Consider the following 12,142-nt stretch of genomic DNA (forward strand, 5'->3'; position numbering starts at 1 on the left):
CTGGCGCGAACGCTCCTTCGTCGCAGAAATCGCCTCGGCAGCCTAGGTGCGCCGCCCGTCGAAATCATTCACTACCGCCACCCGGCCGGCGGCGCGGCGGATCGGGTGGTACACGCGGTCGGTCTGGTTGGTGACTGCGGTCACCCGGCCCTCGCCGTCGCGATTTAGAGCGCCTAACAGAACCGCTGAATCTGGCGGAGGGTGATGAGGCTGGCCTGCAGGAATGTGAAGGCCTCGTAGATGTCGGCGCGGCGTTCGTAGCGGACGGGCAAACGGCGGGCGCGGTTGAACCAGGCATGGCTGCGCTCGACCACCCAGCGATGCCGCCCCAGCCTGTCGCTTCGCTCGATGCCGCGCCGGGCAATCCGCGGCGTGATCCCACGCGCCCGGCACTCCTGCCGCCGCACTCTGGCATCGTAGGCCTTGTCGGCGTGCAGCTTGTCGGGCCGCCGGCGCGGGCGTCCCCGCCGCCCGCTGCGCACAGGCGGGATCGCGTCCAGCGTCGGGGCCATCAGCGGGCTATCATGGCAGTTGGCGCCGGTCAGAACGAGGCCGAGCGGCGTGCCACGCGCGTCTGTGACGAGGTGGCGCTTGGTGCCCGCCTTGCCGCGATCCGTCGGGTTCGGTCCGGTGGCAGCCCCCCTTTTTTCGCCGGCACGCTCGCGCTGTCGACGCTCGCCCGGCTCCAGTCGATCTCGCCCGCCGCGTGCAGGCGTTCGAGCAGCACCCGATGCAGGCGCCGCCACACGCCGGCCGCCTGCCAGTCGCGCAGCCGGCGCCAGCAACTCATGCCGCAGCCGCACTTCATCTCGGCCGGCAGCATCTCCCAGGGGATGCCCGAGCGCAGCACGAACAGGATGCCCGTCAGGGCAGCCCGATCGTCCACCCGGGGGCGCCCGCCCTTCGGGCGGGGCGGGTGCGGCGGCAGAAGCGGGGCGATCGCAGTCCAGAGATCGTCGGGAAGAAGCGGGCGAGCCATACCAACCCAACGCCTAACCGCCCCGATCGTGCCGTTCTGTTAGGCGCTCTTAGTGTCTCTCACAAAACTCCCGATCACTGCTTCGGCTTGCTGTGGCAGCGACATTGCGGCGGGAGTTTTGTGAGGTGCACTTAGAGCGCCTAACAGAACCGCCTGATCTTGCGGAGGGTGATGAGGCTGGCTTGCAGGAGCGTGAAAGCCTCGTAGATGTCGGCGCGCCGCTCATAGCGGACGGGCAAGCGGCGGGCACGGTTGAACCAGGCGTGGCTGCGCTCGACCACCCAGCGATGCCGCCCGAGCCTGTCACTTCTCTCGATACCGCGCCGGGCAATCCGCGGTCTGATCCCGCGTGCCCGGCACTCCCGACGCCGCGCTCTGGCATCATAGGCCTTGTCAGCGTGCAGCTTGTCGGGGCGCTGGCGGGGGCGTCCACGCCGTCCGTTGCGCAGGGGCGGGATGGCGTCCACCGTCGGGGCCATCAGTGGGCTGTCGTGGCAGTTGGCACCGGTCAGAACGAGGCCGAGCGGCGTGCCACGCGCGTCGGTGATAAGGTGGCGCTTGGTCCCCGCCTTGCCCCGGTCCGTCGGGTTCGGGCCGGTGGCAGACCCCCTTTTTTGGCCGGCACGCTCGCGCTGTCGACGCTCGCTCGGCTCCAGTCGATCTCACCCGCCGCCTGTAGGCGCTCGAGCAGGACCTGATGCAAGCGCCGCCACACGCCGGCCGCTTGCCAGTCGCGCAGCCGGCGCCAACAGCTCATGCCGCAGCCGCATTTCATCTCGGCCGGCAGCATCTCCCAGGGGATGCCCGAGCGCAGCACGAACAGAATGCCGGTCAGGGCAGCCCGATCGTCCACCCGGGGGCGCCCGCCCTTCGGGCGAGGCGGGTGGGGCGGCAGAAGCGGGGCGATCGCAGCCCAGAGATCGTCAGGGAGAAGCGGGCGAGCCATACCACCCCAACGCCCAACCGACCCAATCGTGCCGTTCTGTTAGGCGCTCTTAATGCCTCGCGATTCGCTTCGGTCAGCTCTTCGAAGCTCTCAAGCTTTCGGATCAGTGCGTCCTGCATCGGCTACATCAGTCAGAAAGATGCGACAATGTATGTCGTAAATCTGACCTACGAACAGTCCTATGATTGTTTTCTTGCGGCTGAGGACGATTAAGATCATACAGTGCGCCATCGCTTGAGCATGCAACCCGGCGCAAGCGGTGAGGATCGTTGGCTCCCGCCCCCAGCGAGGCCGGGATCGTGTCCGTCCAGAGAGCCTGCCACAATCGTCTGCTTGCGGCACTTCCGCCCGCGGATTTTGCCCGGCTTCAACCTCACCTGCTGACGGTGCCGCTCCGGATCGGGGAAGTGCTCATGGCGCCCGGCACGCCGATCCGGCACGTCCTCTTCGTCGAGGATGGCATCCTCTCGGTGATCGCGGCGGCATCGGACGACCGGCAGATCGAGCTGGCATTGATCGGCCGGGAAGGCCTCGTCGGCCTGCCGATCCTCATGGGCACGGACCGGAGCGCGCATGAGGGACGGGTGCAGGCGAGCGGCTACGCCTGGTGCCTGGAGGCGGATGCCATGCGTGAGATCCTCGCGACCAGCCCCGACCTGCATGCCTTCCTGCTGCGCTACGCCTACTCCCTGACCGTCCAGGTCGCCGGCACCGCGCTCGCCAACACGCGCTACAAGGCGGACCAGCGCCTCGCACGCTGGCTGCTGATGTGCCACGACCGCACCACGGGCGACGACTTGCCGACGACGCATCGCTTCCTGTCGCTGATGCTCGGGATCAACCGGCCGGGCCTGACGACGGCGCTGTCGGCGTTCGAGCAGGCCGGCATGATCCGGACCGAGCGCAGCGCCATCACGATCCGCGACCGGGCCGCGCTGCTCGCGAAGGCCGGAGCCTGCTACGGCGGCCCGGAGGGCGAATACGAGCGCCTTCTCGTCGAAGGGCGCCCGGTCTTCCCGGTAAGCGACGCTCGCGAGGCGCCCTGATCGTCGTCCTGCTCTCGCCCTTGCCGGGCGCCCGGCGCGGCATCACCGGCGCGGGTTCGCCATGAAGAAGCGCAGCATCTCGCGGCTGGCGTTGGGGCCCGCCGGATCGGTGTGGGAACCGGCCGGATGGCCGCCGGCCCAGGCATGCCCCGCGCCGTGCAGAATCCACTGTTCCGACGTCCAGGCGCCGGCCGGTTCGGTGAGGAGGGTGCGGGTATACGCGGTCCCGCCGCTGGAGCGCCCCTCGAGTGTGGTGACGATCAGGTCCGAATCGGGACGTGCCTGGGCGACGGCCTGGTCGCCGTTGATGGGGGCGACGGTCGTATCCCGGTCGCCGTGGAAGACGATGGTCGGCACCGGATGCGTCGCCTGGCGCGGCGGCAGCAGGGCACCCCGATACATCGTGGGAAGGGCCAGGAGCATCGAGCCGGCCGAACCGCAGGCCAGGCCGGAATGGATCCCGACGGCCGCGTAGAGGTCCGGATACGTCATCGCCATGACGGCGGCGGCGGCGCCGCCCGACGAGAAGCCCGCGATGTAGACCCGTGCCGGATCGACGCGGAAGCGGCCCATGATCTCCCGGGTGAGGCCGGCCAGGATCGACGGCTCGCCCCGCTCGCGCTGCTGATCCGCGTCCCGGAACCAGTTCCAGCTCTTGGTGATGTTGGCCGACCGCGGCTGATCCGGATAGGCGACGAGGAAGCCCTGCTCCTCCGCCAGGCGATCCATGTTCGTGCCGATGGCGAAGTCGCGCGCCGATTGCGAGCTGCCGTGCAGCATCACCACCAGCGGTCGGGGGCCGTCCCCGGGGCCGGACGGCACGAACAGGTCGTACGCCCGGCTTCCGGCAGAGTTGCGGAACCGGCACTCGAGCGCCCGGGGCCGGTCGATCGACAGCCCCGGGGCTCCGGTCTGGTCGATCCTGAAATTCATGGTCATCGCTGAACTTTCGTGTGCGGATTCGCCTGGAGCACCACCGGATCGCGGCCGCGGTTCGGGGGCATCGCGCCCTCGCGGATGCGCCGACAGCCACGCTGGAATTCGTCGCCTCTCCGGACGAGGCCGGTCTCGTCGCCGCCCATGGCCGACCGGCGGGCCGTGCCGGAACCCGCCCGCCGCGCGGTGAGGGCCGGATGGGCACGAGGCGGGACGGGCTTGCCGGACGAAGGAACGACCGTTGCCGTCGGCACGGGTCGGCGTGACTGCGCCTTTCCGACAACCCCCCGGCCTCGGCGATGTTGCATTGCAACATGAAAGGCCGGCCAGACCTGCCTCGTCGGAACCGATTGCCAGCCTCGGGATGGTCCCGGCTCCCGATCGCGAGGCGTGAGGCAGGGCCGTGGCGTTCCGGCCGTCCTTCAGGCCGCCTCGAGCGTCCGCACGCGCGCGAACCCGACCAGCCTGCGGGCATCCTCGTCCCAGAGCGCCAGACCGAGGCAGCGGAGGCTGTCGCGCAGCGTCAGGCGGCCCACCTGCCCGAGCATCGCGTGGTCGTCCATGCATTCCTGGAGGCGGTAGTTCGGGATGCGGCTGTTGAGGTGATGGACGTGGTGCAGGCCGACATTGCCGGTGAACCATTGCAGCACCGCCGGCAGCACGTAATGCGAGCTTCCACCGAGCGCGGCGGTGTGGAAGTCCCAGGTCTCGGGACCGTCCCAGACCGTGTCCTCGTACTGGTGCTGGACGTAGAACAGCCATCCGCCGATCCAGGCCGCCACGCACACCGTCGGAACGAGCGCGGCGAGCACCGGCAGCACCCCGCCCGCCGCGCCCGCCAGCAGGCCGACGAGCACGGCGAGAGCCGCGTCGAGCGCGAGCACGTCGCGCCAGGCGGTCCGGCAGGGCAGGCCGACGCCGAACGGCATGCGCTGGAGCAGCATGAAGTTGAGCGGCGAGCCGAGCCCGATCAGCAGGAACGGGTTGCGGTAGAGCCGGTACCGGAGCCGGCCCAGGCGCGACAGGGCGAGGTACTCACGCACCGTGAGGGTCGCGACGTCGCCGGTGCCGCGTCGGCTCAGGTCTCCGGTCGAGGCATGGTGCAGGGCGTGCGCACGCTTCCAGCTGTCGTAGGGCGTCAGCGTCAGCAGGCTGAGGGCGCGGCCGATGGCGTCGTTGGCGGTGCGGGAGGGCAGGAACGATCCGTGCCCGCAATCGTGCTGGATGATGAAGAGGCGGACGAGGAGGCCGCCGGCCGGGACGGCGAGAAACGGCACGACCCAGCCATGCCCGGTCGCCGCCGCGGCGATCATGGCGGCGCACAGGACGAGGTAGGGCAGACCGGTATTGGCGATCTGACCGAGGGCGCTGCGCACGTCCGGCTCCCGGTAAGCCGCGCAATGGCGGGCGATGTCGCGCGCCGCGATTCCCGTAGGAGGCGTCGTCTGGGTATCCATGGGGTCAAGCCTTGCATCGGCGGGCGGCGGTCCTGCGCCGGTCGGCCGGGACGGAGGAGGGGCATCGCCCCCGCCTTCCCGTCCGGCCTCGAAGGGAGACGGGCATCAGGCGACATTCCGGGCCGCCGCCTCGACGGCGGAGACGATGTCGGCCACCCCGAGACGGACATAGGCGAGCACGTCGTCGGGCGTGCGGCCGCTCTTCGGCATGGTCCGGACCGCGAGGGCGTGCACCCTCGGCGCGTCGACAGCCTCCGCGGCGGCCTCCGCCAGTTCGCTGCCGATCCCGCCGACGTAGTTGTCCTCGACCGTCATGACCACGCCGCCGCGGCCGGCGAGCGCCAGGACCGGCGCGGTGTCCATCGGCAGGCAATAGGCGTCGACCACCGCCACCGAGTGCCCGGCCTTGGCCAAAACCTCCGCCGCCTCCAGGCAGCCATGAACCATGTAGCCGGAGGCGACCAGGACCATCCGCGGCCCGTCGTTCGGCGAGCAGCGCAGGACCTTGTGGCCGCCGAACGGGAAGCGCTCGTCCTCCGCGTAGAGGATCGGCAGGTCCGCCCGCACCGCCCGCAGGTAGTAGGCGCCCGGGGAGCGCGCCATGGCAAGCACCATCGCGTAGGCGCCCACGGCGTCGCTCGGGGTCAGCACCGTGACCGCCGGGCGGCCGGCCTTGTCCTCGACGTGCGAGAAGGCGCGCATGAAGGCGACGTCGGCGAGCGCCATCTGGCTCGGCCCGTCCGAGGCCAGGGTCGCGCCGGCATGGCTGCCGACAAGCTTGAGGCCGGCGCCGCCGATGACCGCCATCTCGATCTGGTCGAAGGCGCGCTCCAGGAAGCGCCCGAAGGTGCTGGCGAACGGGATCTTGCCGCCGCTCGCGAGGCCGGCGGCCGCCGAGACCATGTTCTGCTCGGCGATGCGCGCCTCGAAGTAGCGCTCGGGAAAGGCCTTCGCGAAGCCGTCGGCATAGGTCGAGTTCTTCACGTCGGCATCGAGCGCCACGACGGCGGGATTCGCGGCCCCGAGCGCCTCCAGGGCGAGCCCGTAGGCCCGGCGCGGCGAGAGGGCGCGCGTTTCCCTCACCGCCGCGGCGATCGTCGGGTTGCGGCCGACCGCCGCCATGAACCCGACCGGCTCGGTCGCAGGTGTCGAGACCGGCGACGCGGGAGGCGGCGCGATTGTGAGGACCGCCGCGCTCGCGCGGGGGTCGATGTCGGCGACGCCCAGCGCCCGGGCACGCGCATCGAGGGCCGCGAGGGCGGCGTCGAGCGCGCCCGCCGTGACGGGGGTGCCGTGATGCCCCATGCCGCCGAGGTCGGGCACGCCCCAGCCCTTGACGGTGCGGGCGATCACGCAGAGGGGCCTCGCCTCCGGCGAGGTCGGCCGCGCCCGCAGGACCTGCTCGATCGCGACGGGATCGTGGCCGTCGACCACGACCGCCTCCCAGCCGAACGCCTCCGCCTTGCGTGCCAGGGACTGCCAGTCCTGGGCCGGGGCGACCCGGTCGCTCTGGCCGAGGGCGTTGCAGTTGAAGAGGGCGACGACGGACGAGAGCCCGTGATCGGCGATGAAATCCATCGCCTCCCAGATCTGGCCCTCCCGCGCCTCGCCGTCGCCGATGATGCAGTAGATCGCCTTCGCGCTGCCATCGATCCGGGCGGCCGCGGCAAGCCCCGCCGCGACCGAGAGCCCCTGTCCGAGGGACCCGGTCGCCGCGTCGAAGAACGGAAACCCGAGCATCGGGTTGGGGTGGCCATCGACGAAGCTGTCGATGCTGCGCAGGGCGAGGAGATCGTCCATCGTCATCGGCCGCGACGCATCGCCGGGGCGGACCGTCACGCCGAGATCGGTGCAGGCCGCGTAGACGATGGGCACCGCATGGCCCTCGGAGAGGACGAGGCGGTCGGAACCGGGGGCGTCGGGATGGGCCGGGTCCCAGCGCATCACCCCGTACATCAGCACCGTGACGAGGTGGGCGAGCGACAGCGCGGTGGTGGGGTGCCCGCTCCCGGCCGAGGTGGTCGCCCGGATCGCGAGCTTGCCGAGCGCGATCGCCTTGGCGTGGACGGCCTTCGACCGGATGTCGTCGGCCGGATCGATGGGCGGAACTGGCGCGGGCATGCTCATGCGGCGGCTCCTGTGCGGGACGTGTCGGATGCTGCGGCTGCCGGGGCGTTGCCGGATGCGATGCTGAAGCGGCTCAGGTCGTCGAGCCAGACGGCGACCCCGTTCGCCGCGAGGTCGTGCAATGCGTCGGTCATGGGATCATCCTTGGTTCGTCCGAGCACCCGCCGGCCGGGCCGATCCGTCGCGCCGGACACGTCCGGGCCGCGCGGTCATCCGACCGACCGCAGGGGCGCGGCTCGCCCGGCCGGGAGGCGGGTGCCTTCGGCGAGCCAGGCCTCCGCCGCGCCGCGCCCGGCCTCGCGCAGCCGCAGCAGGAAACGCCAGCCGAGATCGGCGGTGCTCTCGTCCTGGAGCGCCGGGTGGTGGTCCTCCGCCGAGACGCGGTGCAGCGCCAGGGCGCGGAGCTTCGCCGCCAGGGCGCTGCGGCCCCCGCCGGACCACGACAGGTCCACCATCGTGCGCAGGGCGGACAGCTCGCGCTGGAGCACGCCGTCGAAGGTGATCTGCTCCAGTCGCCGGATAATGTCGGGCGCGCTGCAGGGCGCCCCCTGGCCGAGACTCGGCACGATCTGCACCAGCAGGATCGCCGGGGCGTCGGACGCCTCGACGAGGGGGATCAACGGCGGGTTGGCCGAGTAACCCCCGTCCCAGTAGCGCCTACCCTCGATCTCGATCGCCTGGGACTTCAAGGGGATGCAGCCCGAGGCGAGGACCATCTCGCGCACGAGTTCGGTCTCGCGAAAGATCCGGGTCGCGCCATCCGAGACCGCGGTCGCGGCGACCAGAAGCTTGAACGGGGGAGCGGCGCGCAGGGCGTCGAAATCGACCGCGTCGGCGAGCAGCCGGTCGAGGGCATCGTGGTTGAAGGGATTCGACTGGTAGGGCGAGAGCCAGCGGGACGTGATGTCGGTGAAGACGGTCACGGCGGGCCCGAGTTGGGGCGGCGCGGTCTCGCTGATGCGCTTCCAGAAGCGGTCGAGGTGGCGCCGCGCCTCCGGCCGGCCACCGGCGATCAGGCCGGCCGCCATCACGACGGCGTTGACCGACCCGGCATTCGTGCTGCTGACGGCGTCGATGACGAGGTCGTCCTCCTCCAGCAGCCGGTCGAGGACCCCCCAGGTGAAGGCGCCGAACGAGCCGCCGCCCTGGAGTGCCAGCGAGAGGGTGCGAGGCGCCCGCGGTGCGCTATGCGCGTTGTGCGGTGCCGGGTCGGTCGGTGCGGTCAACGGATCGGGTCCGGTGTCGGGGCAAGGAGGCAGGCCGGTCCCGGGTCGGTCGGCGGGATCGGCCGCTCCGGACGATCGCCTCTGTTCGGCGACCGCGTCCCGTCGCCCCCGCCGCGATAGCGCGACGGCGCCGAAGCACAGGATCCCGACGACGGCGAGCAGCGACGATGCGAGGCGGCGGAGAGGGGCTTGCGTCATCGCCCGGACCTCGGCGCGGCGGCGGGTCCCTCGGCGCCGGGTCCCTCGGCGCCGGGTCCCGTGGCGCCGGGTCCCACTTGGGCGCCGACGACGGGCCGGTCCAGGAAAGCGTCCGCCATCGCGAGGCGGAACGGAAGCGGCCCGCGGCGTTCCGAACGAGGATCGATGGCCATGGTGGTCTCGTGAGCGTGGAGGAAACAGGTTGGATCCCGCGGGGCGATCCTTGCCCTGAGGCGGCTCAGGACCGGGCAGGAGCGCCGCCCGCTTCGCGCCGTCCTTCGACGCCGTCGTGGGTCCGGCGGTGGGCGATGCAGGGGCGAAAAAGCCCGATCGCAGGTGGTCCGTAGCGTTCCCGTCAGCGGCGTCCGCGGATCGCCATGGCGAGGAGGTAGCCGACGGCACCGGCCATCGCGGCGAACGCGAGCGGGAATTCCTTGGCATACTGGGTGAGCGTCTCGCCGCCCCGTCGGGGGGCGGCTCCGGCCTCCGGAAGGACGTCGCGACCCGTGTCGATCGCCCGGTCGGCGAGGTCGCCGGCCTGGCCCGCCACGTCGCGCACGGCGTCCCTTGCCTGCCCGACGAGGGTCTCGGCAGCGCCTCCGACCTCGTCCCGCTTGCACTCGGCCCTGGTCTCGGCGCTCCCGGCGACGGTGCCGACTTCGCCCTGGACCTTGCCGCCGAACTCCCTGGCGGCGTCGGCGATGGGGTTCTCGTCCATCTCGTTCTCCTGTCGTCGTCGGGGCGGGGGCGCCGCCGCGGGGGCGGAACCGACTGGTCCCGCTCGTCCGCGGCTGCGTGCCACCAGAATGAAGGTCCGTCCGGGTCAGCCGGTCGTCGGGTTGGTGGGATTGTCGTCGGTCGGCCCCAACCGCTCGGTCTCCGGACGGTCGTCCGATTCCTTGGCCCGCTCCGTCATGTCCGGCAGCGTCGCGGGCTTCGGTACAGCCGCTGCCGCAACGGCGGGAGCCGGGGGTTCGTCCGCCCCGGACCCAGCGAGATGGAAGTCGAAGCCGTCCGCGCCGGTCCCGGCACCCTGGATCGTCAGCACCTTGCAGCCGGCCACCGAGCCGTGCGGGCCATGGACGATGCCGGCCCGATGCGTGAGGTAGGTGCCCGGGCCGAGGCTCCGGCCGGCATCCACGAGATCGCCCTCGAGGACGTAGTGGGCCTCCGCCCCGTTCCGGTGGAAATGGGCCGGGATCTCCGCGCCGGGGCCGATGTGGATGATGGTGGCGATCACGCCGCGGGATGCGTCGAGGTTGAGCAGGCGGGCGGCGATCCCGTCCGGCGTCGCCCCCGGCAGGGTGATGCCGGAGACCTCGATGGCGTCGGCATTCGTGACGAGCGACCCGTCGGTGTCGTGCGGCATGGGGATTCGTTCCTTCGTCGGGGACGTGTCTTCGTCGGGGCTGTGCGGTGCGTGTCGGGGTGTCGGCTGGGAAGGAGATCCGCGCCTGCCGGCAGGTCGGGAGCGAAGGCTCCCCGCCTATTGCGAGGCGGGTTGATCGGGGGCCGCTGCCGCAGAGTCGGCGATGGCGGCCCGGCAGGCGGGGGAGACCTCCCGGGCGTTGGTGCGGAAGCAGGCGATGACCTCCGGCCCGTTCGGATCGAGGCCGTCGCAGAGGCGGGCGTAATCCGCCGAGCAGAACGGCCGCAGCGACTCCCGGGACCGGTCCGCCTCCGCCGCCCGTGCGACGGGAGGCATGGCCGATGCTGCGATCGCAAACAGGACGAGAAGCTGGATCACGGCACCGGCCTTTCATGGGAGGAGAGCCGAGGAGGGCCGGACGTGATGCGGGGCTCGCAGGCGCGGCCCGCAAGGACGTCACACGCGGCGCGGCGCCGGTGCGGGGGAGGCGATGCGGGTGACGACCGGCGCGACGGCCGCGCTGCGACCGGTGAAGAAGGCGGCGAGCGCCCCGAAGATCAGGGCCAGCGCCCCGGAGAGGGCTCCCTGGGACACCCGACGGGCGGCGGCGTCGGCAACCTCCTTCGACTGCTCCTTGGCCGAGGCGAGGGTCTCCTTGAACTGCTGCACGTATTGGGCGACCTGGGTCCGGGCCTGCTCGACGGGGATGTTCTGGGCCTTCGCCAGCGCCTGGGCGGCCTTGTCCTGCGCGGCGGCCTGCTGGGCTCCGTCGCCCGAGACGGCGGCGCGCATGGCGGTCACCGCGGTGTCTTTCAGCGCGGCCGGATCGGACCCGGATCCGCCCCGGATTCCGGCCTCGATCCCTGAGAACGGGTCCGTGACCTTGCTCAGGGACGGCGCCGCCGCCTGCGCCAGGGTCGAGACCGATCCGCCCATCGCGTTGCCGACCCCGCCGATGGCCGAGGTGGCCGTGCCGAGGGCGCCACTGACGATGCCGCTGGCTGCCGACGACAGCATGTAGAGGACGACGAGGGTCGAGACCGCCCAGGCGAGCAGGCCGTGATGACCTGCCGTGGCGGGCGACGGCTTGCCCGAGAGCCGGCCGGCGAAGTATCCGCCGGCCCCCGCGGCGAGGATCCCGGAGAGGACGAACCAGAGGCCGGCGCCGATGCCGAGCGAACTCGCCGCCGGGGTGCCGTCGCCCAGGGGGTCGACCGTCGAGAGGCCGATGCCGAGGCCGAGCATGTTCAGGATGACCTGGGCGATGAGCCCGACCGTGGCGCCCGCGAGGACCGCGCTCCACGAGACCGAGTTCAGCATCATCGTGCGCATCTCCTCGGCCGGCGCGACGGCAGTCGTCTGGGAGGGGGCCGGATCGAGGCCGGGCTGGCGGCCCGGGGCGACGGGCGTGGCTTCGCTGATGGTGGGCATTGGGGCTTCCTGGATGTCGGGATGGGACGGGCGGCGGATCAGACGACCCGGCGGCCCACGAGGGCGTGGTAGAGCCACAGCACGACCACCGCTCCGACGGTGGCGACGAGCAGGCTGTAGAGGTTGAGTCCCGAGACGCCGGGCTCGCCGAACTGATGGAACAGGAAGCCGCCGACGACGGCGCCCACGATTCCGAGTGCGATGTCGACGATCAGCCCCTGGCCGGTGCTGTTGACGATCCTGCTGCCGATGAATCCGGCGATCAGTCCGAGGACGATCCAGGCGAGGAAAGACATGGGTTGGCTCCAGTTTGCGGCAGGCGGCTGGTCCCGGCGCGAACGCGCGACGGGCGATGGAACGCATCCAATGGCGAGGTCCACATCGGGCGCGTGGACATGACGGGTGTCGAATGCGGCCGTGGCTTCGG

Annotated in this window: 13 protein-coding genes; 1 reads left to right on the top strand and 12 read right to left on the bottom strand. The window is 71.5% G+C overall.

Features of this window, described 5'->3' with window-relative positions; all coding sequences use genetic code 11:
* Positions 1-173 precede the first annotated feature (173 nt).
* Both HPY23_RS17125 and HPY23_RS17130 read right to left on the bottom strand, forming a co-directional pair.
* Positions 174-979 (bottom strand): IS5 family transposase gene (locus HPY23_RS17125; protein WP_091886441.1). Its coding sequence is split into 2 segments (ribosomal slippage): positions 174-637 and positions 637-979, totalling 807 coding nucleotides; the frame shifts between segments, so codons are not numbered across the junction.
* A gap of 140 nt (positions 980-1,119) precedes the next feature.
* Positions 1,120-1,925 (bottom strand): IS5 family transposase gene (locus HPY23_RS17130; protein WP_091886438.1). Its coding sequence is split into 2 segments (ribosomal slippage): positions 1,120-1,583 and positions 1,583-1,925, totalling 807 coding nucleotides; the frame shifts between segments, so codons are not numbered across the junction.
* Between the two features lie 386 nt (positions 1,926-2,311).
* Here HPY23_RS17130 and HPY23_RS17135 point away from each other — a divergent pair.
* Positions 2,312-2,971, top strand: coding sequence for a Crp/Fnr family transcriptional regulator (locus tag HPY23_RS17135; RefSeq protein WP_418888684.1), 660 nt, complete (start codon positions 2,312-2,314; stop codon positions 2,969-2,971).
* Positions 2,972-3,013: 42 nt separating this feature from the next.
* On the opposite strand, the gene HPY23_RS17140 is transcribed toward HPY23_RS17135, so the two are convergent.
* The 10 genes from HPY23_RS17140 to HPY23_RS17185 form a co-directional block, all read right to left on the bottom strand.
* Positions 3,014-3,910 (bottom strand): extracellular catalytic domain type 1 short-chain-length polyhydroxyalkanoate depolymerase, encoded by an 897-nt coding sequence (locus tag HPY23_RS17140; protein WP_236012502.1) that lies wholly within the window; start codon positions 3,908-3,910, stop codon positions 3,014-3,016.
* A 419-nt stretch (positions 3,911-4,329) separates the two neighbouring features.
* Positions 4,330-5,364: a fatty acid desaturase gene (locus tag HPY23_RS17145; RefSeq protein ID WP_091886432.1), complete on the bottom strand. Its 1,035-nt coding sequence runs from the start codon at positions 5,362-5,364 to the stop codon at positions 4,330-4,332.
* Positions 5,365-5,469: 105 nt separating this feature from the next.
* Entirely contained in the window at positions 5,470-7,491 is a 2,022-nt protein-coding gene (locus HPY23_RS17150; RefSeq protein ID WP_200601529.1) for a transketolase, read from the bottom strand.
* Positions 7,488-7,625, bottom strand: a complete 138-nt coding sequence (locus tag HPY23_RS17155; protein ID WP_175539950.1) for a hypothetical protein — start codon at positions 7,623-7,625, stop codon at positions 7,488-7,490. Before HPY23_RS17155 ends, HPY23_RS17150 begins: the two co-directional genes overlap by 4 nt.
* 75 nt (positions 7,626-7,700) lie before the next feature.
* Positions 7,701-8,717: a patatin-like phospholipase family protein gene (locus HPY23_RS17160; RefSeq protein WP_175539954.1), complete on the bottom strand. Its 1,017-nt coding sequence runs from the start codon at positions 8,715-8,717 to the stop codon at positions 7,701-7,703.
* Positions 8,718-9,270: 553 nt separating this feature from the next.
* Entirely contained in the window at positions 9,271-9,633 is a 363-nt protein-coding gene (locus HPY23_RS17165) for a CsbD family protein (RefSeq protein ID WP_091886426.1), read from the bottom strand.
* Between the two features lie 105 nt (positions 9,634-9,738).
* Positions 9,739-10,284 carry a cupin domain-containing protein gene (locus HPY23_RS17170; RefSeq protein WP_091886423.1) on the bottom strand — a complete coding sequence of 182 codons (546 nt, stop codon included), beginning with the start codon at positions 10,282-10,284 and terminating at the stop codon, positions 9,739-9,741.
* 117 nt (positions 10,285-10,401) lie between these two features.
* Positions 10,402-10,620 (bottom strand): 3',5'-cyclic-nucleotide phosphodiesterase, encoded by a 219-nt coding sequence (locus HPY23_RS17175; protein WP_139234954.1) that lies wholly within the window; start codon positions 10,618-10,620, stop codon positions 10,402-10,404.
* 120 nt (positions 10,621-10,740) lie between these two features.
* Positions 10,741-11,715, bottom strand: coding sequence for a PhnA-like protein (locus HPY23_RS17180; protein WP_091886416.1), 975 nt, complete (start codon positions 11,713-11,715; stop codon positions 10,741-10,743).
* 38 nt (positions 11,716-11,753) lie between these two features.
* The gene (locus HPY23_RS17185; protein ID WP_048435273.1) at positions 11,754-12,011 is read right to left on the bottom strand and encodes a GlsB/YeaQ/YmgE family stress response membrane protein; all 258 of its coding nucleotides are present in this window, start codon (positions 12,009-12,011) and stop codon (positions 11,754-11,756) included.
* Positions 12,012-12,142 lie beyond the last annotated feature (131 nt).

The sequence above is a fragment of the Methylobacterium ajmalii genome (assembly GCF_016613415.1).
GTDB classification, from domain to species: domain Bacteria; phylum Pseudomonadota; class Alphaproteobacteria; order Rhizobiales; family Beijerinckiaceae; genus Methylobacterium; species Methylobacterium ajmalii.